Origin of the sequence: Phycisphaera sp. (assembly GCA_025916675.1) — a bacterium.
GTDB lineage: Bacteria > Planctomycetota > Phycisphaerae > Phycisphaerales > UBA1924 > JAHCJI01.
Genome location: CP098402.1, coordinates 1,063,871 through 1,088,860 on the forward strand (window position 1 = coordinate 1,063,871; position 24,990 = coordinate 1,088,860).

The 24,990-nt window shown below is 66.8% G+C and carries 22 protein-coding genes; 13 read left to right on the forward strand and 9 right to left on the reverse strand.

Going from position 1 to position 24,990, the window contains the following annotated elements; genetic code table 11:
* The first annotated feature begins 235 nt into the window (after positions 1-235).
* The 10 genes from NCW75_04555 (at position 236) to NCW75_04600 (ending at position 8,512) form a co-directional block, all read left to right on the forward strand.
* On the forward strand, positions 236-1,441 hold the full coding sequence (locus tag NCW75_04555) for a type II secretion system F family protein (protein UYV13556.1): 1,206 nt from the start codon (positions 236-238) through the stop codon (positions 1,439-1,441).
* 83 nt (positions 1,442-1,524) lie between these two features.
* On the forward strand, positions 1,525-1,938 hold the full coding sequence (locus NCW75_04560; GenBank protein UYV13557.1) for a type II secretion system protein GspG: 414 nt from the start codon (positions 1,525-1,527) through the stop codon (positions 1,936-1,938).
* A gap of 6 nt (positions 1,939-1,944) precedes the next feature.
* Positions 1,945-2,526: a prepilin-type N-terminal cleavage/methylation domain-containing protein gene (locus NCW75_04565; protein ID UYV13558.1), complete on the forward strand. Its 582-nt coding sequence runs from the start codon at positions 1,945-1,947 to the stop codon at positions 2,524-2,526.
* Positions 2,526-3,581 carry a prepilin-type N-terminal cleavage/methylation domain-containing protein gene (locus tag NCW75_04570; GenBank protein ID UYV13559.1) on the forward strand — a complete coding sequence of 352 codons (1,056 nt, stop codon included), beginning with the start codon at positions 2,526-2,528 and terminating at the stop codon, positions 3,579-3,581. The genes NCW75_04565 and NCW75_04570 overlap by 1 nt, the downstream gene beginning before the upstream one ends.
* Complete coding sequence (locus NCW75_04575; protein UYV13560.1) at positions 3,581-4,447, forward strand: hypothetical protein; 867 nt, start codon at positions 3,581-3,583, stop codon at positions 4,445-4,447. The genes NCW75_04570 and NCW75_04575 overlap by 1 nt, the downstream gene beginning before the upstream one ends.
* A 39-nt stretch (positions 4,448-4,486) precedes the next feature.
* Entirely contained in the window at positions 4,487-5,299 is an 813-nt protein-coding gene (locus NCW75_04580) for a hypothetical protein (GenBank protein ID UYV13561.1), read from the forward strand.
* Positions 5,296-6,879: a hypothetical protein gene (locus tag NCW75_04585; protein UYV13562.1), complete on the forward strand. Its 1,584-nt coding sequence runs from the start codon at positions 5,296-5,298 to the stop codon at positions 6,877-6,879. Before NCW75_04580 ends, NCW75_04585 begins: the two co-directional genes overlap by 4 nt.
* Complete coding sequence (locus NCW75_04590) at positions 6,876-7,451, forward strand: hypothetical protein (protein ID UYV13563.1); 576 nt, start codon at positions 6,876-6,878, stop codon at positions 7,449-7,451. Before NCW75_04585 ends, NCW75_04590 begins: the two co-directional genes overlap by 4 nt.
* Complete coding sequence (locus NCW75_04595) at positions 7,448-8,074, forward strand: tetratricopeptide repeat protein (GenBank protein UYV13564.1); 627 nt, start codon at positions 7,448-7,450, stop codon at positions 8,072-8,074. Before NCW75_04590 ends, NCW75_04595 begins: the two co-directional genes overlap by 4 nt.
* A gap of 6 nt (positions 8,075-8,080) precedes the next feature.
* Complete coding sequence (locus tag NCW75_04600) at positions 8,081-8,512, forward strand: hypothetical protein (protein UYV13565.1); 432 nt, start codon at positions 8,081-8,083, stop codon at positions 8,510-8,512.
* 12 nt (positions 8,513-8,524) lie between these two features.
* On the opposite strand, the gene NCW75_04605 is transcribed toward NCW75_04600, so the two are convergent.
* From NCW75_04605 to NCW75_04630, 6 genes are all read right to left on the reverse strand, one after another.
* Positions 8,525-9,979, reverse strand: a complete 1,455-nt coding sequence (locus NCW75_04605; protein ID UYV13566.1) for a PhoH family protein — start codon at positions 9,977-9,979, stop codon at positions 8,525-8,527.
* Positions 9,980-10,005: 26 nt separating this feature from the next.
* Positions 10,006-10,521, reverse strand: coding sequence for a DUF456 domain-containing protein (locus NCW75_04610; protein UYV13567.1), 516 nt, complete (start codon positions 10,519-10,521; stop codon positions 10,006-10,008).
* 66 nt (positions 10,522-10,587) lie between these two features.
* Entirely contained in the window at positions 10,588-11,481 is an 894-nt protein-coding gene (locus NCW75_04615; protein UYV13568.1) for a hypothetical protein, read from the reverse strand.
* A 34-nt stretch (positions 11,482-11,515) separates the two neighbouring features.
* Complete coding sequence (locus NCW75_04620) at positions 11,516-11,770, reverse strand: hypothetical protein (protein ID UYV13569.1); 255 nt, start codon at positions 11,768-11,770, stop codon at positions 11,516-11,518.
* A 203-nt stretch (positions 11,771-11,973) separates the two neighbouring features.
* Positions 11,974-13,521, reverse strand: a complete 1,548-nt coding sequence (gene crtI / locus NCW75_04625; protein UYV13570.1) for a phytoene desaturase family protein — start codon at positions 13,519-13,521, stop codon at positions 11,974-11,976.
* Positions 13,518-15,338: a TolC family protein gene (locus tag NCW75_04630; protein UYV13571.1), complete on the reverse strand. Its 1,821-nt coding sequence runs from the start codon at positions 15,336-15,338 to the stop codon at positions 13,518-13,520. The genes crtI and NCW75_04630 overlap by 4 nt, the downstream gene beginning before the upstream one ends.
* A gap of 242 nt (positions 15,339-15,580) precedes the next feature.
* Between NCW75_04630 and NCW75_04635 the strand changes: the two genes are divergently transcribed.
* Positions 15,581-18,367, forward strand: a complete 2,787-nt coding sequence (locus NCW75_04635; protein ID UYV13572.1) for a beta-galactosidase — start codon at positions 15,581-15,583, stop codon at positions 18,365-18,367.
* Between the two features lie 188 nt (positions 18,368-18,555).
* On the opposite strand, the gene NCW75_04640 is transcribed toward NCW75_04635, so the two are convergent.
* Together NCW75_04640 and NCW75_04645 are read right to left on the reverse strand one after the other, a co-directional pair.
* Positions 18,556-19,308: a hypothetical protein gene (locus tag NCW75_04640; GenBank protein UYV13573.1), complete on the reverse strand. Its 753-nt coding sequence runs from the start codon at positions 19,306-19,308 to the stop codon at positions 18,556-18,558.
* A 12-nt stretch (positions 19,309-19,320) separates the two neighbouring features.
* Complete coding sequence (locus tag NCW75_04645) at positions 19,321-21,897, reverse strand: OPT/YSL family transporter (protein ID UYV13574.1); 2,577 nt, start codon at positions 21,895-21,897, stop codon at positions 19,321-19,323.
* Positions 21,898-22,061: 164 nt separating this feature from the next.
* Here NCW75_04645 and NCW75_04650 point away from each other — a divergent pair, with 164 nt between their 5' ends.
* Together NCW75_04650 and NCW75_04655 are read left to right on the forward strand one after the other, a co-directional pair.
* Positions 22,062-22,616: an RNA polymerase sigma factor gene (locus tag NCW75_04650; GenBank protein UYV13575.1), complete on the forward strand. Its 555-nt coding sequence runs from the start codon at positions 22,062-22,064 to the stop codon at positions 22,614-22,616.
* Positions 22,613-23,656, forward strand: a complete 1,044-nt coding sequence (locus NCW75_04655) for a DUF4349 domain-containing protein (protein UYV13576.1) — start codon at positions 22,613-22,615, stop codon at positions 23,654-23,656. The genes NCW75_04650 and NCW75_04655 overlap by 4 nt, the downstream gene beginning before the upstream one ends.
* A 14-nt stretch (positions 23,657-23,670) precedes the next feature.
* Here NCW75_04655 and NCW75_04660 read toward each other — a convergent pair whose 3' ends face one another.
* The gene (locus NCW75_04660) at positions 23,671-24,984 is read right to left on the reverse strand and encodes a divalent metal cation transporter (protein ID UYV13577.1); all 1,314 of its coding nucleotides are present in this window, start codon (positions 24,982-24,984) and stop codon (positions 23,671-23,673) included.
* Positions 24,985-24,990 lie beyond the last annotated feature (6 nt).

The following is a 24,990-nucleotide window of genomic DNA, read 5'->3' on the forward strand; positions in this document are numbered from 1 at the left end:
CGATTCCAGGCATCCCGGTGGGTGGATCGAGAATCGAGGTTCTCCCCCGGCTGCCCTTAAACCGGGGGGAATCTGACACCAAAGACCATGGCCTCGCGCAATCAGCCGGCGCTCTCGCGCCCAGGGCTTGCGGTGTGGCCAGAACGCACTAGACTCTTGTGGAGGTCGCCCGATACCGGCTGGGGCTGTCGTCATGCCCCCGCGTTGGTCGATCAGGGGAACGAACGGAATACGAATGTCCAGAGCAGCCAAAGGACCAAACCCATACCTCTTCCTGGCGTCGGGCCCCAAGGGCGGCAAGCGTCTCGGTGTCCGCAGCGCCGCCAGCGAGCGGGCCTTGGCATCCGTCCTGGGCCGCGAGCGGCGAGTCCTTGTCTGGTCGCGACGCCTGCCGGGCTGGCTGGGCAGCACGGGGCAGATGGGCCTGAAGGACCAGGCCCAGTTCAACGCCGTGCTGGGCCAGCTCGTCTCGCGAGGCGTGCCGCTGGTGGAGGCCCTGGAAGTCACCGCCTCGGCGGTCGACGCCGCCCATAAGGACCGCATCCGCCGTGTCCGGGCCCAGGTGGCCGGCGGGGCCATGTTCGCCGACGCCTGCGCCCGCGTGGGCATCGTCGATCCGGTCACCTCGGCCGTGTATCGCGCGGCCGAACGCACCGGCGACCTCGGCGGTGCCTGTGCGCAGATCGCAAAGACCGCCGAGCGGCAGGTCAAGGTCCGCAGCCAGGCCATCACGCTCATGTTCTACCCCATCATCGTGCTGGGCGTGAGCGTCCTGGCCGGATGGGGCATGCTGACATTCATCGTGCCCATGATCGGCAAGAGCCTGTCGAGCATGGGGAGCGAACTGCCCTGGTTTACCGTCGCGCTCATGACCGCCGGCCAGACCATCCGAAACAACCTGGGCGTGTTCTTCCTGATCGTGCTGGCGTTGCTCGTCGTCGCGATCATCCTGCGCAAGGCCGTCATCGCGATCATCTGGAACGTGGTCCGCCGCCTGCCGGGCATGCGCGAGCTGGTGCTGGCCCAGGAAACCACCCGCTTCTTCTCGGTCATGGCCGCCATGACGCGGTCGGGTGTCACGCTGGCCGACGCGCTGGTGGTGAGCTACCGCACGGTCAGCCACGCGAAATTACGCAAGGAACTGCAAACCCTCCAGCGAAAGCTGGTCGAGGGCGGCCAACTCGCACGGCTGATCGAAGACGTGACCGCGTTGCCGCTGCCCGTGCGCAAGCTGCTCATCGCCGCAGAGCGTTCGGGCGACCTCGAAGACGCGTTCGACGGCCTGGCCGACGACATGGCCGAAGAGGTCTCCCGCCGCAGCACACGCGCTCTTGCCGTACTCGAACCGGGGCTGATCATCTTCATGTTCCTGATGATCGGGTCGATGGTGCTGGCGATCATGCTGCCACTGTTCACGGCAACGGCCAATATGGACTTCTAACCACGGAAATTCGGCCACGACCGACGACGAAGCAACAACCGCGCATCTGGGTGATGCACGCGAGAGAGTACGAGGAAATAGCCATGAACAACAACACGTATACGCACCAACGCAAGGCCCGACGCGGCTTCTCGCTGCTCGAGCTCACGCTGGTGATCCTCATCATCGGCGTGCTTATGGGCGTGGCCGCAGTCGCGTTCGCACCCGCGCTCTTGCGCGGCCGGACCACAGGCACCGAGGCGAGCATGACCACCATCAAGCGCGCCATCCTTGAGTACCAGGGCGTCAACAACCAGTACCCGTCCCAGTTGGCCGACCTGTCGCCCAACTTCATCGAGAGCGTGTCCCTGGATGGTTGGGACAACCCCTTCTACTACGCTGTGCCGGGCCAGAACGGCCAGCCGTTCGACCTCATCAGCGCGGGTGAGGACGGCGACTATTCCACGCTCAACGACAACATCAACATCTGGACCATGAACCAGCCGACCAATCAATAAAGAGCCATGAGCACCCGCCGCGTCCATCCTGGTTCCAGCCGACGGGGCATGACCTTCCTTGAGGTCGTGCTGGCCTCGGCCCTGCTGGGTATCGTGGCCTTCGGCATCTTCGGCGCGCTCAACTATCTGGTGCTCCAGCAGAAGCGTGCCGAGCAGATCGCCGGCGCGAGCGAAGTCGCCAACCGCGTCGTGCTCATGTACCTGGACAGCCCCGATGCGATGCCTCCTGGTGGGCGGCCCATCCCCTACGGGCGCAACCTCTACCGCTGGACGTACGAGGCCTCACCGATCGAGGTGTACGATCCCAACGCCACTGATGAGGCAACCCCGCTCTCGCTGACCCGCTTGAGTGAACTAAGCGTGAGCGTGTGGCTGCATGAGGACAGCGGTGGGGCGTATTCGCCGAATCCCGGAACGCCGGGCATCCTCGTGCGGCGCATGCTCGACCCGCTGGCCAGCCGAAACCCAGACTCGTTCTCCCGAGCGGTTGAGGACGGGACACTTATTCGGGGGCTCACCGGCGGTGACGGCGCGGCGCGATCGGGCGGCTCGCAGACGCCCGGCGGCGGCCTCTCGGGGGGCAACTGATGTCTTCCCCGATGCGCCAGGGCTTCACGCTCATCGAGCTCACGATGGCCATCGTCATCGGCTCGATCATCCTGTTCGCCGCGATGGGCATGTTCCAGACCATGGAGCGTGCCGATTCGATCGCCGACGTGAGGGCCGAAGAGAACTCCCAGCTCCAGCGCACACAGCGTGTGGCGAGCCGGGCGATGGGCTCGCTCTTGGTCATGTCTCGCCAGGACCAGCAGACCGCCTCGGCCGCGCGTACGGCCCAGGAGCAGGCCGAGCAGGCGGTCGCCGATGGCCGCGGATTGGGGGGTGGGCAGGACGAGGCCAGCGAGCAGGAAACGCTCGATGGGCTCGCGGACACGGTCCGCCAATTCAGGCCTCGCGTGCTCCTCGAACCCGACCCGCGTTTGCAGGGCGTGCAGATGGTGCGTCGTGTGCGCATCGGCGACGAGGGCCTGGGCGCCCCCGAGAGCACGACCCCCCAGCGCCTCGAACTGGCGCTCAGCGCGCCCTGCGTGATCCCGTCGTACGCCGACGAGCAGCGGCGGCTGGCGATCGCCAGACTCGGCTTGCGGCCGATCGAGATCGGCTCGTCGGTCGACGAGGAGGGCGCGGTTCGGGGGGCGTTCGTTTTTCGGGACGAACGCCGCGTGAACCAGCTCGGCCTGCGTGTGTTCAGCTTCTGGTGGCTGCCCATCGCGGGCGATGCCGACGATGCCGAAGCGATCGAGGCCGAGCAGCTCGACCCAGCGATCATCGATGGCGCGGTTATGCTCATGGACAGCGTGGTGTGGGCCCGCTGGCGATTCTTCAAGGAAGCGCAGTGGCGCGACGAGTTTCAGGTACTCGGCGAGCTCGACCTTGCTGCGTACGGCGAGCTCGAAATGACCACGTCCCAGAATGTCACGGTGTCCTGGCTCTTCGAACTGGCCTGGACCATCGGCACCGACTCCGACGACGAGGGCGATGGTGACGCCGAAGGCGAGGAAGAACTCGACCTCGATCCCGAATCGGGCGGCGGGACAACCAGTTCGGGCGATGGCTCGACACGCCAGGGGAGCGTGAACTGATGGCCCGCGCGCCGCAACATCACGCTCACCGGGCGAGGGCGTTCGCGCTGCCCCTTGTGGTGCTGCTGTCGATGGTGGCCACGATGGCGATCGCCGTCATGCTCGAACGCCAGGGCCAGCAGACCAGGGCGACCGTCCGGCAGATGCGATGGACGCAGGACCGGCACCTCGAACGTGGCGTCCGTGAGATCGCAGGCTCGTGGCTTACCGGTGCCAGCCGGCGGCTGAACGAGATCGCCAAGGAGGGCGGGCACGCGCTCGACCTCAACATGGAAGACGGGCGGACCATCCGGCTGGACATCGAAGATGCTCAGGGCTCGGTGCTGTCGGTGTTCGACGGTGTGTCCGAGAATGAACTGCCATTCGCTCAGGGCGCGTACGACACCATCCAGCTCCGCGCGGGCGATCAGGAAACACTCGACCGCTGGACCCGCACCGTTGGGCCGGCGGCCATCAGCGCCGTGACCGCCCCCGAAGAGGTTCTCGCGGCCGCGGCGTCACCGATGATCGGCGATGGGCAGGCCTCGGCCATGGCCCGCGACATCGTGCTTGCGCGGGAGGGCGCCGCCGACTCGGTCGGCACGCAGTGGCTGCGGCAGGTGATCGCCGAATACATGACCGAGATGGAAGACCGGCGGATCATGCAGCGCTTGCTGGTGGCCGAGCCGGACCTGTGGCGTCTGCGGATCACCGTGCTTGACGGCCGTGGTCGCGTTGGGTCGATGTACGAGGCGGTGGTCCATGTGGACGGGCGGGAGATCCGCCAGCGCGCCGATAGCGGGGCGTTTACTCCTTTGGGGCCGTTCTTGCTGTGGCGGCGGCTCGACGAGGCCGAGATGGTCGCGCAGGCGGCCGGCGGACGCTAAACTCTGGGCCGCTCCGGCGGCAGATAGGGGATATTGCTCATGGCAACGAAGCACAGCCGGACCAGCACACTCCAGCAGCGGCGCCTGATCCAGATCGGGACCGCCGCCGCGTGCGTCGCGTTCGTGGGCATGGCGGTGGGCGCGGTGGTCGTCGACCGATCGGTGGCCCCCGCGCCGGATCCGGTCATTCCGCCCGCGCCGCCGCCCGCCACATCGGGTGGATCGGGTGGCGGCTTCCCGCCGTCCCCGCCGTTGATCGCGACGGGGTTGTCATCGGTGTTCGAGTTGGATCCGGTGACCGAGCCGGTGAAGCCCGATACGGGAGATGGAGACCCCGAGCTTCCACCGCAGGACATCGTGCTGGTGGCGGCGATCGGCCAGCCGGGCTCGATGATGGCGGTCATCCGCGAGGGCGCGGCGCAGACGGCCATCGCCGAGGGCCAGCGGGCCGGCTCGGTAGACGTGCTCGAGGTCAAGCCCGGTTGGGCGCGTGTTCGGCACCGCGGCGTGGAACGCGAGCTGACCATTGGCAAGCCCACGCTGCTGGTGAGCGACATGGGCGCGGGTGGTGCGGCCCCGATGGGCAGCCAGATCATCCAATCCCCGGGTCAAGGAAGCATGATCGAGACCGCGGAAGAACGCGGCATAACCCGGACACGCACGCCAACGGCCATGCAGCGTGCTCAGTCGGGCGGGAACTCAGGCGGGCCCGGGGGCCCGGGCGACCGTGGCGGAAGCAGCGGCAATCCTGGGAATCGTGGCAACCGAGGTCTTGGGAATGGGAACGGCAACGGGAATGGCAACGGCCAACCGGTGCCGGGTGGTCCGAAGCAGCCCGAGGAAGACCGGTGAGCGAACGCGTCTGCCTCATCGAGCGCGACGAGCGCGGTGATCGCGTTCGCGCGGTCCGGCTGATCGGCCAGCACGCTGAGGCCGCATGGACGAGTCCACGCGTCGATGGTCGCTACGCCTCCGACGCGGCCGAGGACGCGCAGGCGGCGGCCGAGTGGATCGCCAACCGGCTCTCGGTCGACGGCGACAAGCTCGGCATGCTGGTGGTCGACACGGTGGGCGCGCACTGCGCCTGGGTGCAGGCGGCGACGGCCGACGCTGGCGCAGTGCGCAGCGCGTTCGGCCATGGGGGCGATGCCCCGCTCGATGAGTTCGAGGCCGACCTTGGGTTGGACGACGAGCACGAAGATACGGACGTGCTGGGCAGCCGGCCGACGCCTATCGAGGCGGCCATCGAGCCGCTGGGGCCGGCGTATGACTCCGACACCGGGCTACGGGTGGGCGTGATGGTCGCGCCCGACGCGATCGTTCGCCTTTTGATTGACGCGCTGGACGAGCAGGGCGTGGACTTCACCGGGGTCACCAGCCTGTGGCACGTGCTCGGGTGGACGGCGAGCCCCGATGCGCTCGATTCGGCCGCGTCGTCTCGCGTGGTGGCCGACAGCCCGACGGTGATCGGTGGCGTGTTGGTGCAGCCCGATGGCCGGCTGATCTGGTCGTGGTGCCGCGATGGCGCGGTGCTTGCCGCCGGCTCGCAACGCGTGGCGCTGCACGACGATGGCCCGATCGTGACGCGGCATGACGTCGCGCGGCTGGTGAACGACTGGGTGTCGTGGAGTGCGCAGGTAGGCGTCGCGCCGGGCCGCATCCTGGTGGTTGCATGCCCCTTGGCGTGGGAGAAATCGACCGGCGATCCTGAGTCGCTCACGGCCCCCTCGATGGCGTCGTCGATCTCGGACCTGTGGCCCGACGCGGTCCTCGACATCGACGTGCAAGACGACCCGGTATTGGCCCTGCTGCGCCGGGCCGAAACGCTGGCCGGGGACACCCTGGAACCCGGGCACGCGATGGCCTCGCTGGCGACCCGCCCCGGCCGGTCGCTCCGGCGTGGGTATCAGTTGATGGGGCTCGCGTTTGCCGCCCTCGGTTTCGCACTGGCGGCGATAGGCTGGCGATGGCAGAGCCAGGTGGAGGGCGTGCGTGAAGACGCCGCCCGGGTGGAGCAGGCGTACCTGGCCGACATCACCAATGTCGAGAACGAGTTGGGTAAGCCCGGCGAGATCACCGGGGCGATGGTGCCGATCCTGAAGCTCAATAGCGAGGTCGACCAGGCGACGCGTGGGAGCGAGATCGATCGGCCCGAGGGCAAGCCGATGCTCACCGAGTTGGAGGGGCTCTCGTTCCTCCTGAGCGAGCTCGGGGACCGCGTTGAATTACAAGACATCAAGATGGGTGCGGCTGCGGTGACGGTCACGATGGCGACCGACGATGCTTCGGTGGTCGGTGAGATCAACGCAAAACTGATCGAGTTGGATCTCAACGGTGGCGCGCTCCGGTGGCGGACGAATTCGACGGGCACCGGTTCGCGGTACACCGTTCGGATGATCGGCACCTGGCAATCGCAGGAGGGCGAGCGGTGAGCGAGCAGGGCGACAGGGGCATCGTTGCCAGCCGGGCCGAGTTGGCCGGGCGTGCAGCGGCGCAGGAGCAGCGCAACAAGCCGCGAGGTGTGTTGTACATTGGCGCCTTGGTGCTGGTGGCCGGGCTGATCTACCTGATGGTGGGGCGTTCCTCGCTGGCCAGCGCCGAAGCCCAGCGTCGTAGCGAACTCAACACCGCACGTAACGTGAAGATGCAGGCTGCGCGACTGGAGCGCCACCGCCTGGAGTCCGAGACGAGCGGGGCCCAACGATTCAAGCCGGTGCCGAACTTCACCAGCCTGGCCGATTCGGCGGCGCAATCGATCGGGTTGACGCCGGTGCCGACACTCTCGCGTCAGACGCAGGAAACGCCCCCGACCCAGCCGGGCTTGATTGAGCGGATGTACTGGTACGATCGCGTGACCAGCCGGGATCTTGAGGCCTTGATTGGTTGGGTTGCGCAGGTGGAAGAAATGATCCCCGGGGTTGAGATTTCCCGATTGGACCTGACTCCCCAGCGGACCCAGTGGCAACTGTCTATCACGTTTGTAAAGCCGGAGCTCGCCCCATGACCAACCGTGTGTTGGCTGTTGTCGCCCTTTCGTTTGTTGTGTTCGCCTTCGGGTGCACCAAGAACAATACCGATCAGTTTGTGATCGATCTCCAGCAGATGACGCCGGACGACACGGCACAGAAGCGTGAGGCCGTCATGCTGGTGAATCGTGCGTACGAGGTCTACCACGACAACGATCGCAGCGAAGAAAAGCGCGTGCGAGAGGCCGCGAGGATGCTTGAAGAAGCCGTCCGGCTCGATCCCGGTTTTGCCACGGCTCACATGAACCTGGGCGTGCTGCACCTGGAGCAGGACAACCTGCCAACGGCGGTCGTAATGCTGCGGGACGCGCAGCGGCTCTTGCCAAGCGATTCTCGGCCTAGTTACTTCCTTGGTGTGGCGTATTACAAGATGGGGCACGCCAAAGCGGCAGTCGATTCGTACCTGATGGCGATCCAGATCGATCAAGCGGATGTACGGGCGGTGCGGGGGTTGACGCTGGCCTGCCGGAGCATCCATTACGCGAACGACACGACTCTCGAGGTGCTCAAGCGTTCACAACTGCGTGAGCCCGACGAGGAGTGGCGGCACATCATCGATCGCGAGATCATCCGTCAGGAACGCCAACTGGACATGGGCTGAGTACGAATGACTGATGCCAAGAAGAAGCCCGGGGCCGTGAGACAGGCCGTCACATTGCTGGTTGCCATGGGAATCCTCATCGCCGCGGCGGTGGTCATCTATCCCAAATTCCAGTCTCGGACCGAGGGGCCCGTGCGGCTGGACATCCTGAACGCCAGCGAGGCATCGATGATCGATCCTTCGGTATCGCTCCGCGTACCCGCCGACCAGACTGTCGGGGCGTTGCGGTCGGTGATCTCAGCGGGATTCCTGGTTACGGCGTACGAGGGGATGGGGCCCGTTGAGATCGAGTCGGTTACGTTCACAGCTGGTGAAGACGGGCAACCCGTGACGCACGAGATCGACCAGACGCTCGAGCCGGGTGGGGTGATGGTACTGCGTATCACGGCCGATAGCGTTGAGGTTGACGCGAGCGAGTTGGCGCCCGAAACGCCCTGAGTAGCCGTTGAATCACAACCGTTCGGCGGCGAGGCTGGCTAGGTGTGACCGCTCGCTGCGCTGCAGCATGACGTGGCCGACGAGCCCAAGGCCCTTCATCTTCTCGACGGCGTAGGACAGGCCGTTGGACGAGCTGTCGAGGTACGGGTTGTCGATCTGGCCGATGTCGCCGGTGAGCACGAGCTTGGTACCCTCGCCGACGCGTGAGGCGATGGTCTTGACCTCGTGGGGCGTGAGGTTCTGGGCCTCGTCGACGATCATGAACTGGTGGGGAATCGAGCGGCCGCGGATGTAGGTGAGCGGCTCGAGCACGAGCTTGCCGTCGGCGATCATCTTGTCGATGCGTTGCTCGTTGGTGTGGCTGTCGGCGGTCTGGCCGTGGGCACCACGGGTGCTGAGCAGGTACTCCAGGTTGTCGAAGATCGGTTGCATCCAGGCGAACAGCTTCTCGTCCTTGTCGCCAGGCAAAAAGCCGATGTCGCGGCCCATGGGCATGATGGGGCGCGCGACCAGGAGCTTGTCGAATCGGCCCTCTTGGAAGACCTTGGCCATGCCAGCGGCGAGTGCCAGGAGCGTCTTGCCCGTGCCCGCGCTGCCCAGCAGGGTGATCATCTGGATCTCGTCGTCCATGAGCAGGTCGAGGGCCATCGTCTGCTGCACGTTGCGTGCGAGCAGGCCGAAGATGGGCTTGCGCGGTGGGGTGATTGGGATGAGGTGCTCGGTGTCGGCCAGGCGGCGGGCGAGGCCCGTGTGGTTCTCGTCGCGTTCGTCCTTGAGCAGCACGAAGGCGTTGGGTTGGACTTCCTCGGGCAGCGCGGGCAGCGTCGGATCGTCGGTGTCGTGCTGGGCCGAGAGCGCGTCCTCAATGGGTTCGAGTGGGAGCATGCGCTCGTCGTAGAGCTGGTCGATGAGGTTGCCCTCGACCGAGACTGTGACGTAGCCCATGTAGAGGCGATCGGCGTCGATCTTCTGGTTCTGGAAGTCTTCGGTGGGGATGCCCATCGCGTCGCTCTTGATGCGCGCGTTGAGATCCTTGGACACGAACACGGTTCGGTTGCCCTTGTCGTGCAGCTCCCACGCGACGGCGATGATGCGGTTGTCCTTGGTGTCTTCGGCGATGGCGTGCGGGCGGTCGCGGTCGGAGATGACCACCTTGATGAGACCCGTTGCGCCGTTGGCCGTCGAGGCGGCCGCGCCGGCCTGCGGGCTGGTGTCCCCCCAGCGGACGCCCTCAATGAGTGTGCCCTTGGCACGCAGGCGGTCGAGGCGGCGGATGACCTCGCGTGCGTTGCGGCCGATGTCGTCCTCCTGCCGCTTGAGCTTATCAAGCTCTTCGATGACGGCGAAGGGGATGATGACGTTGTTGTCTTGGAAGACGAACAGGGCATTGGGGTTGTGCAGCAGGACGTTGGTGTCGAGTACGAACTGCTTGACGCCGGTTGTTTTGGTAGTTGCGGTGCTTGCCATAAATCTCTCTCCGAATTCTCTCTAGATTACCACGTAGACCATGCGGCGATGATGAGCAGCGTTGCGCAGATGATGGCCAGGGTGAGCTTGACGAGGATGGCCGCGAACCAGCCGGCAGAGGCGCCGGCCCCGACCTTGGCCGATTGCTTCCAGGTCTCTTCCGGCCCAGTCCGGTGGACCAGTGTGGCGCACAATCCCGCGCCCACGGCTCCGCCGAGCAGCGTGCCGACGATGGGCAGGACCATCGTGCCGGCGATCGCCCCGACGATGCCGCCAAGGAACGCGGCGATCATCGCCCGACGCGTGCCACCCATGCGTTTGGCACCCACGACACCGGCCGACCAGTCGACCACGTCGGAGATGAGCGTGCTGCCCAGGATGATGCCGAAGATCCACCAGGACACGATCGGATCGCCCAGCACCCAGTAGCCGAGCAGTGCGCCAGACACGTTGACCAGCAGCGTGGCCAGCGTGAGCAGCCACAACCCCGGCAGGCTGACTAAAACGATGGCCGGCCCGATGAGGGCGGCCAGGGTCAGCACGATGGCAAAGGCGATCCAGATGCGTGCGCTCCGGCGTGTGCGGTGGGCAGCCTGTCCGAGAGCTGGTCAGGGCTTGCTTTCTTGTTCGGATTCGCTCGCGTCGCCGTTCGGTTCGTCTTCCACCGAGGTCGTGGTGTCGTCCGGGGTTGCTTCGGCCTGCTCGGGGAAGCGTTCTCGTTCCATTTCCAGGATCCAGTCTTCGACGCCCCGGTGGCGGTAGAGGTCGACCTTGATGCCCTTGCCGGCGTGGGTGGGGTGGTCCTCGGCCAGGTTGAGCACGACGTAGAACTTATGCCACTGGCTCTTGTCGAACTCGTCGACCTGGTCGGGCTTGACCTCGATGCCGCCGGGCAGGGTGATGCGCTTGGTGCCGGGATCCCAAGCGTATCGCGTGCCGACGGCACGGAACAGGCCGTACCCAAAGTAAAGAGCGAGCCCCGTGCCGATCAGGAAGATCGGATACTGGGCCATGATGTCGAAGCGGCTGCGGCGCTTGGGGGCGTTGCTGCGGTCGACGTCGCCCCAGGTTTCTCGAAGGGTGGCCAGGTGCTCGAAGGCCGAGCCCACGGTGCCTTCCTTCTCGTTCTTGCGCGGGTACTCCGTGTACTTCGAGTCGAGCATCCCGGCAATGCCCAGCGCGTCGAGCCAGTTGCCGCGGACGTCGGCGAGCGTCGCGGGGTTGCGGTTGTAGTCGGGATTGCCCAGGCGTTCGTACTCGTCGACCGGGTCGGGAATGCTCGCGACACCGAGGTTGGCACCGGCCGAGGCACCCGGCGGCGGGCTGTCGAGGAAGTCGAGGTACTCCCACTCGCTCCACTGGGCGAACCTGACGGCATCAGCGGGGTACCAGACGAACCCGTCCATGAAGCCCCAGGCGCCCAGGGCCGCCACGACAACGATGATGACAACCTGCTTGATCCAGTAGCGCGGGCTGAGCGAAGCGTTCTGAGTTTCGGCCATGAAGACTCCGTCGAACGGTGGAGCGGGTGGGTAATCAGTGGGTGCCAGCGTCGGTTTGGTTGGTGTCCAGCGTGTGGAAGGTGTCGTGCCACCATTGCTCGGCCCACGAGCGGCCGAGGGGTGAGTCGGTGAGTTGATCGAAGCCGCCGGCGTCAACACGGATCGACGGGATGGTCGGGTAGCGGCGGGGGTGGTTGACCGCTCGGTTGAGCCACCGCTCGTGCGTGAGGCGGAAGGCTTCCCCCAGCGAGTACGGGCGGACGCGTCTTGGAGCGGGATCGGGCTTCATCTCGTTGGCATTGTACCGATAAAGCGGTGGGTGGTTGGTGCCGGCTGGGGCCTGCTCAGGCCTTGTCCTGACATCGACCATACGGCTAGGGAGCGCCCAGCGGAATGGCGGTTGGCCTTGGTACCAATGGCCGGGCGTCCGGGTTCGGGTGGTCCTGGGCCGTGCGGGATCGCTCGCCCGAAAATTGTCCGATAACTATCGAATCATGTTCCGTCCACGGCATTGCCGACCCCGGCATCTTCGCACGCGAACCGGGCTGCGGCAATGCCGCTGAGAAGCACCTTGGGCACGCCAGCACCAGGATGGACACTACTGCCAGCAAGATACAGGTTTGGAAGGACCTTGGAACGGTTGCCCGGCTTGGTGAGGCCCTTGAGGCGGCCGTGGGATGCGTGGCCGTAGATCGCGCCGCCGGTGGCGTTGTATGTGTGCTCGATCTGGGGTGGGGTGAGGTATCGCTCTACGGCGATATGGCTTTCGATATCTTCCATGCCCAGGCGCTTGAGCTTCTCGATGACGATCTGCCGGTAGTTGGTGAGCGTCGAGCCGGGCTTGCCACCGCGTTGCAGCCACCGATGCTCGTCAGAAAGGGCTGGAGTGTGGACGAGGATCGAGAGCGACTCGCAGCCATCGGGAGCCTGTGAGGCGTCCGTGCGCGAGGGGGCGGTGATGTGGAGCGTCGGATCGCGAGCAGGGATGCCCGTGCGATAGATGTCGTCATACTCCTCGCGACTGTCTCGGGAGAGCACGAAATTGTGGTGGGCGAGCTGGTCGTATTGCGTGCGCAACCCCAGGTGGAGCACGAATGCGCTGCAGGATGGTTGGAAGTTTGCCGCGATGCGGCGGTGTTCGAGTGCGGCACCATCGGTGCCCTTGAGCAACTCGCCGTAGGTCCGCCGCACGTCACAGTTTGAAACGACACCCGCGGCCATGATCTCGCGGCCGTCGTCGAGCTTGACGGCGGTGGCGCGACCACCTTCGGCGAGGATCCTGGTCACGCGGCGGCCCATGACGCGCTGGACGCCAAGTTCATCAGCGATGCGTCCGAGCGCGCGGGCGACCATGTGCGTGCCGCCCATGGGGTACCAGCAGCCGTGGTCGAGCTGGGCCGCAGCCAGGTGGCATAAGGTGGCGGGGGCGATGGAGTGATCTGAGCCGGTGGCATGCAGGAAGCATTCGCACACCCGGCCGATGTGCGGCTCGGGGATCATCTTGCGGATCGTTGCGCCAGCGGTGGAATAGAGGCGTAGGGCCAGCAAGTGCTTGATGTTCGTGCCGGGGCCGAAGGCGTGCTGCTCGTTAAGTTCGTGAGCGCGCTGGCTGAACTGGTAGAAGTCGAGGAAGTTCTGGCCGGGCTTCGTATTGGGGAACTGGGTGTCGATCTCGCGTGCGAACTGGTGGGGATCGCGGTGCAGATCGATGCGGGCGCCGTCGTCGAAGAAGCAACGCGATTGGGGATCGAGTTCAACCAGGTCGAGATAGTCCGAGGCATCGCGACCGGTGCGTTCGATGATGCCTTTGAGCACATGGGGCATCGTGATGGTGGTCGGGACCGTATCGAAGGTGTAGCCATCGGCTTCGATCGCGGCTGCCATGCCGCCGAGGTAGGGGTTGGCTTCGACGATGGTGACCGGGATGTCCTTGTAGGCGAGTTCGATGGCGGCGGCGAGCCCCCCGAGCCCGCCGCCGATGATGACCATGCCGCCGTCGTGGAAGCTATCGCCCGACCGATGTGGCGCTGTCGTGGTCAAGGCTCGGTGATGTTGCCCATGCCGGGAAGGGGCAGGAGTTGGCCGTTGCGGCCGACGCGGAGCTGGCCCGTGTCGCGGAGGTATCGCAGGATGGCCACGCGCAGGTCGGTGAGTGCCGCGTCGCGTGCGTTGCGGGCGTCGAGAAGCTCGGCCTGCGTGTCAACGAATTCCTGGGGGGTGATCTCGTCCTTGCGGATTTCCTGCTCTTCGAGTCGCAACTCGTTGATGCGGACCTGGCGCTCGGACAGGATGAGCTGGAAGCGGGCGACCTCGATGCTGCGCAGGCGGCTTCGCGCATCGACGACGACCTGATCGCGTGACCGCTCGAAGTTTCGGACCGAGCGCTCGAGGGCGATCTGGCTGGAGCGCAGGCCGAGGCGTTCGATCTCGCGGTCGAGCGGCAGGCTGAAACGCATGCCCGCCAGATAGCGCATGCTGTCGGGGTCGAAGGCCAGGCCACCCTCGCGTTCGTCCGGATCGGTGGGCAGGCCGACTTCGGCGAAGGCGTCGAGGTCGGGCAGCAGGTCGTTGCGGCTGTTCGACACGCTCCGGCGGGCGTCGAGCACGCGGTCTCGGGTGGTCTGGAGGTCGAGGCGATAGAGCAGTGCGAGTTGGGCAGCCTCCACGGGCGTGGCGACCGGGTCGTTGAGTTCCAGCGTGAGCGGCGCGAGGGCCACGGGCGTCGTCGGGTCGAGCCCGAGGCGGATCTTGAAGCTGTCGAGCGAGACGACGTAGTTCTCGAAAGCGCCCTGGAGGCGGTTGTTGGCGCTCAGCACGCTGCTCTCGGTGATGGAGAGCTCGAAGAGCGCGATCTCGCCGGCCTTCTGGCGTTCGATCTGGCGTTCGAGCGTCTTGCGGAGGCTCTCGAGCTGTTGCTGCTGGTTGCGGATGCTCGCGGCGGTTTGCAGCAGATTGAAGTACTGCGAGGCGATGTCGACCATGTAGCTGCGGCGGAAGGCCTCGAACTCTCGGGCGGCGTACACGAGGTCGCGTTCGGCCTGGATGAGGCTCTCGCGCGCCACCGAGCCCGCGCCGCGGAGCAGGGGGATGTTGCCTTCTAATACGAGCTGGGACGACTGGCGGTAGTCCTCGGTGGCGCTCGATCGGAGCTGTTCGGTGGCGTTGACGATCCATCGGGCCGCGACGTCGCCGCCGCTGGGCAGGCGCTGGGTGAGGCGGAGCTCGTTGATGAGCGTGGCGGCGCTGTCGAACGCGCCGTCGTCGCCCTGGCCGGCGACCTGGAGCGTGGTGTCGTTGAAGAACCGCGGGCCCCAGAGGTGGCGCTCGCGCAGCAGCGCGATGGCCGAGAGGATGTAGTCCTCCTGGGCGTCGAGGAACTCGCGGCCCGTGGCCTGGCTCTGGGCGAGGACGGCGGCCAGGTCGAGCACGACGACGTCGTCGGGGATTGGTGGCGGGGCGGTCGATTCCTCGCCGTCGCCTTGCTCATTGGAGTATCCCGCGGGCGAGCCGAGTATGCTCGAGTAGTCGGCGTAGTAGGCGTTGAGGCGTTCCTCGACCGAGGCCGCTTCCAGCCCGGCGGCCTCGGCCTTCACGTAGAACAACTCGCCAGCGTCGGGGTTGCGCGTGTCGGGAGACTTGTCGAGTTGGGCGCTGCGGGCCTCGTCGTCGACAGGTCCCGTGCGGAAGCGACGGTCGGCCGGCGCGGCGTCGGCACCCAGGACGGCCGACTGGTCGAGCACGAGCCTGTCGATATGCCGATCGATCCGATCCATGCCCCCGCAGCCGGCCAGGAGCACGAGCGCGGCGGCGCTGGGCAGTGCGAGAAACCGAGTTCGTCCGTGGCGGCGTTGTGGCATGTGCGGCGATGGTACGGCCAAGGGCGGGCGAGGTTGCGAACGAGTAGGGATGGCGGAAGTCCGACGCGGAATGCCTCGGTGAAAGACGCGAGGATGCGCGCGGTTTGCTGGCCATTCGCGTTCGTGCGGTCTAATATCTCGGTTCATCCGATTTTTGGAGTTTTGTTTGGTATTTGCATGGCCAATGTGCCAGGAAGCCAGCAAGAGCCAGCCGCCGGTCGTCCCACAGGAGCCCAGCCGATATGCCCACAGTCACCTTCGATAGCCGCAGTTTCATGCTCGATGGCCGGCGGATCTGGATCGTCGGTGGGACGGTCTCGTACGCCCACACGCCGCGGGCGCAGTGGGCCGACCGGCTGCACGCGGCCAAGCTGGCCGGGCTGAACACGGTGATGGTTCCGCTGCTGTGGTCTCGCCACGAGCCGCTGCCCGGGCAGTTCGACTTCACCGGCGACGCCGACCTCCGAGCGTTCGTGGAGCTGGCGCACGAGGCCGGGCTGTACGTGATCTTGCGGATGGGCCCGGTGCTGGGCGACGACCACGACTTCGGCGGGCTGCCGACGTGGCTGACCCAGTTGCCGGCGCACGAGCTGCGGTCGAACAGCGGGCCGTTCCTCGAGGCGTGCTCTCGGTACGTCAGCGCGGTAGCCGACCAGATTCGAGATCTGCAGATCAACGCGGCAGGCAAGGGCGGCCCCATCTTGCTGGTGCAGAACGAGCACCAGTGGACGTGCGGCGACGGCGATCTGGCTCCGAAGTATCTGGGCGAGCTTTACCGCTACATCCGCGAGGCCGGCCTGAGCGTGCCGATCATCAACGCGAATAACTTGTGGGCCGGCGAGGAGGCCGAGATCGACTGCTGGGTGGGCAGCGAGGACCTGCTCGCCTCGCTCCGCCAGCTCTCCGAGATCCGGCCCGATCGGCCGCGCATGGTGCTCGACCTGGCCGTTGGAGATCCGCCCACATGGGGGCAGAAGCCCGAGCCGCAGGACGGCCCGGCGCTGCTGCATCGGATCGTCGAGATCCTCGCGGGTGCGGGGCAGTTCACGCTGGCGCGGTTCGCGCCGGGCAACCACCTGGGCTTCTCGGCCGGGCGTTTGGCCAACCGAGTGGACTCGTACGCGGCGACCGACCGTGGCGGGCTGGTCGACGCCGCCGGGCGCGCGACGCCGGCGATGCTCGTGGCGCGGCGGGCGTGCCAGTTTGCCAGTTCGTTCGCGCGGGTGCTGGCCCACCTGAACCCCGAGCTTCGGCCCATGGTCGTGCATCCGGGCGAGCCGCCGCGCGATGCCAAGGGTCAGGTCTCGATCGTGCAGCTCAACGGCTCGCAGGGCGGCGTGGCGCTGGTGTTCGATCTCGGCCGTGTCGGTGGCTCGTCGAGCAAGACCAAGGCATCCTGCACGCTGCTGCTGGCCGATGGCACGACGCTGCCGGTGAGCCTGGGTGAGCAGGGCGTGGCATGGCTGCTGCACAACATCAAGCTGACCAGCAAGCACACGCTCGATTACACCAACCTGAGCGTCTTGACGAGCTCCGGCTCGATGCTGGTGGCCTTCGGGCCCGCAGCCAGCGAGGGCATCGTGTGCGTCAACGGTTCGCCGCTGCACGTCACCGTGCCGCGCGGCAAGAGCCCGCAGGCGCTCGAGCACGAGGGCGTGCTGGTCATCGTGTGCAACGAGCAGCAGGTTGACGAGTGCTTCGTGCATGATGGTAAGGCGTACTTCGGCCTGGCGGGCGTGAAGGCCGACGGCTCGCCCATCGCGCTGCCCGGCTTGAAGACCTACATGAGCGTCGAGACCGACGGCACGATCAAGACGCACACGCTCGAAGCTCCAAAGAAGGCACCCAAGCGCATCGCGCTCGACTGGTCGAGCGCCGACACCGAGGACTATTGCACGGGCGAGAGCGCCAAGTACGCCAGCATCGACGGGCCCGCCGACCTGGCGACGCTCGGTGCGCCCTCGGGCTATGGCTGGTACCGCGTGACGGGCAAGCTGAGCGGCGACAAGGCCAAGCTGGCCTTTCCCGAGGCGGCCGATCGCCAGCACGTGTTCCTTGAGGGCAAGCCGCTCGGGCTGGCCGGCTTCGGCCCGGGCGCCAGCGACCGCGTCGACGCGAAGCTGCCCAAGGCCGACACGTCGATGGTCATCCTGGCCGAGAATCTGGGCCGGGCGGCGGCGGGCATCCTCTTCGGCGAGCGCAAGGGTGTGTTCGGGCACGTGTTCGAGGTCGAGCCGCTCGAGCTCGATGGCCCGGTGGTCGAGCAGCACACGCCCACCGATTTGCTGGCGTTCCGCAGCCCGATGTGGCTGGTTCACCAGAACGACCACACCGCGCCCTTCCGCTTCGTGTGGACGTTCACGCACCGACGCAAGAGCCCGCTGTTCTTGTCGATCAACGGCGGTCTGGGGCGCGGGCTGCTGCTCATTAACGACGAGCCCATCGCGTGCTTCGACGACGCGGGCTTTACGGGCCTGAGGCTCGAGCCCGAGGAGATCAAGCGCGGCGTGAACGTGATGCACCTGGCGCTGCACGACGACGGCGTCGTCGGCCCGCAGACCGCCGAGCAGGGCGAAGAGATGCTCGCGACCATCGCTGCGGCGATGCACATCGACGAGGGCACCAACGAGGTGAGCGGCAAGGCCGATTGGGCCTTCGCCAAGTGGGAGAAGCCCGCCCCGAGCGCGTACGAGCCGGTGGCCAAGGCCAACATGAAGGCCCAGGCCGGCCCCACGTGGTGGAAGAGCGCATTCGAGTCGGTCGGACCGGGCGGCACGGACCTGCCGCTGATGCTCGACCTGACCGGCATGACCAAGGGCCAGGCTTACATCAACGGCCAGCACCTGGGCCGGTACTTCGTGGCCACTGCCGACAAGAAGCCGACTGGTAACGAGCACACGATGGTGGTGCCCGCGAGCTGGCTGAAGAAGGGCAAGCAGAATGAGTTGGCGCTGTTCGACGAGCACGGGGCTGCTCCGGCGAAGGTGAAGCTGGCCTACGACGCGAGCGGTGCGGTGCTGGTTGGTTAGGTAGAGGCAATGGGCGGTAGGGTGTAGGGAAGGGTGACAGCGTTCAGCGAGCCCGCACGCGTCTCGATATTGGAATCTCTACTCCACGTGTCCCCGCTCGCGGGCCATTTGCATCAAGCCGTGCTTCGCCGGCTCCCTTGGACTCGGTGGCGGACTCGTGCGCGGTTCCTCGTGCGTGGTGGTTCGTATTACCCACGATCCATCGCCGCGAGGGTCTCCTGCGCGAGCGCCGAGGCCCGCTCGATGCAGTCGATGGCCTCATCGTCGACGGCATCGGCGGCGGCCGACCAGGCGCGGTTGATCTGGCGTTCCATCGCGGCAAAGCGGTCCATAATGGCGGCGTAGCCCGACAGGCCGTGCTTGGAGACGAGCCGCTCGCGACCGTCGACGAAGGCGGGCACGTGGACCGACTGGGTCTCGCCAAAGCGTTCGATGATGGCCGCTTCTCGGTCTTGCTCGGTAGTCATGTGTGGCAGGTCGCGGCGGAGGCCCTCGATGGTATCGATGATGGCCGCCAGCGCGCCCTCGGGCGAGCTCTCATCGGCGGTGGCGTCCTCGCGCGAGGCAGCCAGGCGCTTGCGTGTGTCCACGCGGACCAGCGCCGCACCCACGAGCAGGCCGGCGGCGGCCAGCAGGAACCACCACCTGCCACTCCAGCGTGCGAAAGAGAACTCCTTGACGCGGACACGATCGACGTTCGCGGCGCGTAGCTCGGCCAGCAGCTCGGGTGTGAGTTCGGTGTCGGGTGCGGCGATGGGTTCGCCGGGCGCGGCGGGGTCTTCTGGTGGTTCTTCGGGCGTCGTCTTGCCGGCGGGCGCGTTGAGCGTGAGGCCGATGAGTTGCTCATCGGGCAGGTCGAGCCGCGGCAGGTAGGCCGTGGGCGCGATGGCGACGCCTAAGACGAGTGCGGCGGTCATGATCAGGAAGCCGAGTAACTTCATGGTTCTGCTCCCTTAGCCGATCGCCAGGACGGTGAGGTTGATGATCAGCGCGAGGATGGCCTCGCCCACGACGAGCCCGGCGGCGAACGGCACGCCCCAATCCTCGCTCCAGCGCTTGCCCTTGATCTTCACGACGATCATGTTGATGACGCAGCCGATGCCGTACGTGCTGATATAGATGAACGGCAGGTACATGCTCAGGCCGACGAGCACGCCGAGCCCCGGGAAAGCGCCCAGGCCAAGCAACGCGCCAAGCAGCGCCCCGAAGCCGTAGAGGGCGTAGGGCATCTCGCCACCCTGCACGCCGGTGATGACGGCTTGCAGCGCCTGTGCCTGGGGCGCGACCGTGGGCGTGCCCGGGCCGATGGGGATGCCGGTCGATTTCATGTTCACGGCGACGATGGTGGCCAGCACGAGCATGCACACGATCGGTCCCAGGCCGGTAGAGACGAGTTCGACGATCTGCTGGCGCTTGGGCTGGCTGCCGACGAGGTAGCCGGTCTTGAGGTCGCCCATCATGTCGGCCGCACACGTGATGGCCACGCACAGGGCCGCGCCGAGCAGCACCGCGCCAACGACGGCTCCGCTGCCGGCCATCAAGAGGACGAGCACCACGGTGAGCAACGCCATGCCCGAGATGGGCGACCAATCGGTCATGCCGGTGCACTGGGCGATGATGATGCCGGCGAACCAGATCCACGCCGCGCCGACCAGCGCGATGACCAGGGCCCGCAGGTGCGGGTTCATCCAGCTCAGCCAGCCGGGTTTCAGCGAGTTGTTGGCCATGTACTGGTCGCGTTGGTCGGTGGTCCAGTCGCTACTCCAGGTGTCCAGGGTGCCCTGGTTCTCAAAGGCGAGGGTGTAGCCCTTGTAGCTGGTCGTCTGCTGGTCGGCGGGTGCGTCTTCGCCGTTGAGTTCCACCTGGCTGACGGGGTCGGCCATGTTTACGGGCTTGTTGCCCACGAAATCGGCCGCGAGGAACAGCAGCAACAGGGCGGCCAGGACCGAGACCACTAGCACCTTCAGTCCCAGTTCGTCCGAGCCGCCCTTCTTTCTTCCGAAGCTCGCGCTGGCGATGCTCTTCATGGCCTCCTTGATGGCCGGCAGGGCGAAGAACACGCCCATGAGCGCTCCGCCGAGGAGCAGGCCGATGCCCAGGGGCCGGTTGAAGGCCCCGAACGCGTACCCGGGGGCCTCGTGGGCGCGGATGGTCTCGGGTGCCCAGCCCATCGCGAACACCAGCGGGTTGATGATGAAGTAGGCCAGGATGCCGCCGGCCAGCACCATCAGCCCCGCCCGGCCCGTAATGAAGCCCGCGCCGATGGCGAACGGTGCGATGGCGAAGACGAGTTGGTACTCGCCCGGCAAGCCGAGGAACCGGCCCACGTCGACGCTGCTGTCGGTCAAGAGCAGGTCGGGCCGGTCGTTGCGGTCGCGGTCGACACGCAGGGCCAGGTGGTCGCTGCCCTCGATCTGTTCTTCGGGCAGCCGCCAGCCGATGTCGGCGTAGCCGGGCAGGGGGGCCTGGGCCCAGCCGAATTCCTTGGAGCGCAGTGAGGCCCACGGCCTGTCGCCCGTCGACGCGAGATAGGCCGCCTCGGCGAGACCATCGCTGATGCCTTCGGGTGATGGCGCGTCGGCCAGCCGCGCCTCGATGGCCTCGATCTGCTCCTCGGCCGCTTCATCATCCTCGGCTTGTGCCCGCTCGGCCAAAATCGCGCCACGGGCGAGCACGTCCTGGGGTGCGGATTCGTTCTCGATCCACCCGGCGATCATGCCGGTGTGCTCGGCCGTAGCCTCGGAGACGCGCTCACGCTCGACCAGGGCGTCGAGATTATCCGCCGACGCGTTGAACGCCAACGAGGGCAGGCCGGCGGGCAGGTAGATCAGCGCCCCGAGGACGATGCCGGCCACGAGCACGACCGCCTTCTTCGCTCCCGCGCCGGGGCTCTTGAGGATGACCGCTACGCCCGTGGGGCTCGGGAAGCGGAGGCGATCGATGTCGATCATCTGCTTGCGCAGCGGGATGATGAACGCGCAGCCCAGGATGGCACCCGCCACGCACGCGAGGGTGATGAGCCAGAAGTCCAGGCCCTTGACCGACAGGTCGTAGCCAAGCAGGAAGAGCACCGGCACGGTGAAGATGACGCCCGAGTTGGGCGTGTTGACCGCGCTGGCGATCGTCTGGCCGATGTTGGTCTCGAGGATGGTGCCCTTGCGCAGGATGCCGCGGAGCACGCCGAAGCCCAGCACGGCGGCGATGGCGCTGCCGACGATGGTGAAGCCGATCTTGAGGCCCGCGTAGGTGATGGCGGCGTTCATGATCGCGCCGACGATCAGGCCGAAGATGATGGCCGAGATCGTGACCTCGCGGTAGCGGGGGTCGAACAGGCCGCTGGAGTGCTCGGGCGGGTTGGCCGGCGGGCGGTCGGCCGGCGTTGAGGTGCCCGGCCCGGGCGGGTCGGCCATGGCGTCGGGGTTCACGCCCGCGGTCGTCTGGCCGGCGGGCGGCCGGCTCGGCTCGCTCGGGCCCGGGTTCCGCGGATCGTTCGTATCGCCGCCACTGCCGCCGTTGGAACCGTTTGCCATGGATCGCCTCCCACAAGGACCACGCCAAACATATGGCGGCCGGGGCGTCGGGTCATCCCGAATCCGATGCTTCGCAGAATGATTTTCTTTCCCGGCGGCAAACCGAGGGCGTTCGCGAGCGGTCTAATCGTGGAGACGGTCCTTGTTGCACGTTGAGATCCGATGTGGAAGCAGCACAACGCCAACCCGCGATCGAGTCCGCCTCCGATGAGGCCTTGTTGTCACGATTCGCTCGGTCTGGTGCTCGGCCGGCACTGGAAGAACTCGCCGGCCGCCACGAGCACCGGCTGCTTGGCTTGGCTCTTGGCCTGTGCAACGGGCGTGAGGACCTGGCCCGCGAAGCCGTGCAGGAGACCTGGGTGCGTGTGATCCGGCACGCGGGGACGTTCAGGGGCAAGAGCAGCTTCGCGACGTGGGTGTATCGGATCGCGGTGCATCGGTGCCGGGACGTGATGGCCAAGGAACGGGCGGTAGCCCGGCGGGCGAGGCGTGCGAGCGAGGGGTTGCCGGGTGGTGGTTCTGCTACCGACCTGGATTGGGCGCGGGGCGTTGTTGGTGGCCTGCCCCAGCGTGAACGCGAGGTCGTGCTGCTGTGCCACATGCGTGGTATGACGCACGAGCAGGCGGCGGCGGTGCTGGGCATCCCGCCGGGCACGCTCAAGACGCGGATGACCAGGGCAATGAAGCGGCTGCGGGAGACGATGGGAGGCGACGCGTGAACGAGCTACCGAACGAACTGGAATCACGGCTCGAGTCGCTGACCACGTGGCCCGCCGAGCACGATCCGACGCTCTGGGAGAGCGCGCTCCAGCAATCCAAGCAGCCACGGACGGGCGAGCCGTGGACGCTGCGCATCGCACCGAAGCACATGGCGGGCATCGCGGCCACGGTGACGATCGCGGCGGTGGGGGTCTGGGTGTCGATGGGGATGCTCGGTCAAGCCAGGTCGGCAGCCCCCGTGATGTCGTACGATCGGTCGGGCGCCTCGAGTGAGATGGAACACGCCGTGGCGCATCCATTCCAAGCCAGCGGACATGCATTCATAACGGGCCAGGACATCCGAGCATTCGAGATCGAACCCCGCGCCATCCAACGCTCCGCCGCGATGGAATGCACCACCGATTCCATCCGCCCGCTCTTCGATCGCGTGACCGCGCTGGTCGATGCGGGCCTGGGCGAGTTTGTCGAGAACGCCTCGGCCTACGGGGACCGTGCCGAAGCGACACTCCGCGTCTCTGCCCAGCGGCTCAACGCCGTGATGCGGTCCATCCGCGAGTTGGACGGCGTGGCCGAGGTGGTCCGCGAGGAGCTGTCTGCGGTCGACGCGACCGATCGGCAGGCCGACCTCACGGCGCGGCTGGCCAACGAGCGACGCATCGAGGTCGAGTTGCTCGAACTCATCGACAAGCGGCCGGATGCCCCGCTGGCCGACGTGCTGCGGGTGCGTGAGGCCCTCAGCGAGGTCCGGCTGAACATCGAGCGCCTCGATGCCCAGCGCTCGACGCTGAACGAGCGGGTCGCGCTGGCCACGCTTCGTGTCAGCATCGTTCAGATCGACGAGGAAGAACAGCCCGAGCCCGACGCCAGCGGCTTCCTGCACGACCTCGGCGACGCGTTCACTCGCGGTGGCCAGACGCTGGCCGACTCGGCCTCGTGGATCGTCGAGGCCCTCGTTGGCGGCCTGATCGCGTGGGTGGTTCTCGTGGTCGCGGTGGTCTGGGCCTACCGTGCGGCGCGGTGGCGGGCGACGTGGGCCTGAGCGGTACTCCCAAGTTAATTGACGAACCACGTCACCACGAACACCACCGCAAACACCGCCCAGAACGCCACGCCCGTCCAACTCAAGACCACCAGCCACCGCGCCGGCCTGTGCTCTACCGGAATGTCCCTCGACGTCATCGCCCGGTGGTTGAAGAATGCCAGCAGGGGCGTACCCAGGAAGCTCAGCGTGGTGGCCAGGTCGATCATGTCCTTCAGCGACGTCACGAACACGGCGAGGATGACCACGGCTCCGGTCGCCAGCACGCCAAGCCAAAGCCAGTACCCCGGCAAGCCGGCTTCTTCTTTCCCCACCGCTTCGCTCACCAACGCCGACATGGTCCGGGGGATCGCGTCGAGCACGGTGATCGTCGTGCTGAACATGACAGCGATGGCGCAGGTGGCGATGAGGGGGCGGGCCCATTCGCCCAGTGAGTCTGTGTAGAGGCCCACGAGCTGGTTCGCGAAGGCGCCCGCCGTCGCGGCCGGCTCGGTGCCGCTGCCGTAGAGGAGCGAGGCCCCGAGTACGACGAACGCGAGCGCCAGTACGACGCACAGCGCGAAGCCGACGTAGAAGTCAAGCTCGCACTCGCGCTTGCTGGCGGCGTGGCCGGTCTGCTTGTTCTTGGCGAGGCTCCACAGGCTGTGCCACACGGTGATGTCCAGCGGCGCGGGCATCCAGCCGACCAGGGCGACGGCGAACAGCAGCAGGGGCAGATTCCACTCGGTCGGCCACAGCGGCGTCGCCGAAAGATCGAGATTCGGCAGCTGCATCGCCGCCGCGACGACGGTGCCGATGGCCATGACGAGCATGAGCCCCTTCACCACCCGATCGAGCCACTTGAAGCCGCCAGCGGCCAGCAGCGCGACGCACACCGCGAGGATGCCCGCGGCCACCATCCACATCGGCGCGCTCTCGCCTTCCTCCAGGGCGCCGGCCCAGAAGAGTATGGGGTCGAAGACCAACGGCCCCACCAGCGCCGCCGTCACGGCGGTGATCGCCGCCTGGATGGTGAACATCGTGCCCACCTGGATGGCGGCGAAGGCCCCGAGCGTGATCGGCCCCTGCCGCTTGTACGCGTGCAGGAGGCTCCGCCCGGTCGCCGCGGCGTAGCGGGGCCCGAAGAGCATGGCGGGCAGCTTCATGGCGTGGGCCAGGACAACGAGCAGCACCAGCGACAACCCATAGAGCGCCCCCGCGCGCGTGGACTGGACCAGGTGGCTCACGCCGATGGCCGCGCCGGCGCAGAGGATGCCCGGGCCGAGGGCCTTGAGCACGCTTCGCGTGGGGGTGGGCACACTCCGTGTGGGGGTGTTCGGGGGCGGCATGGCTGT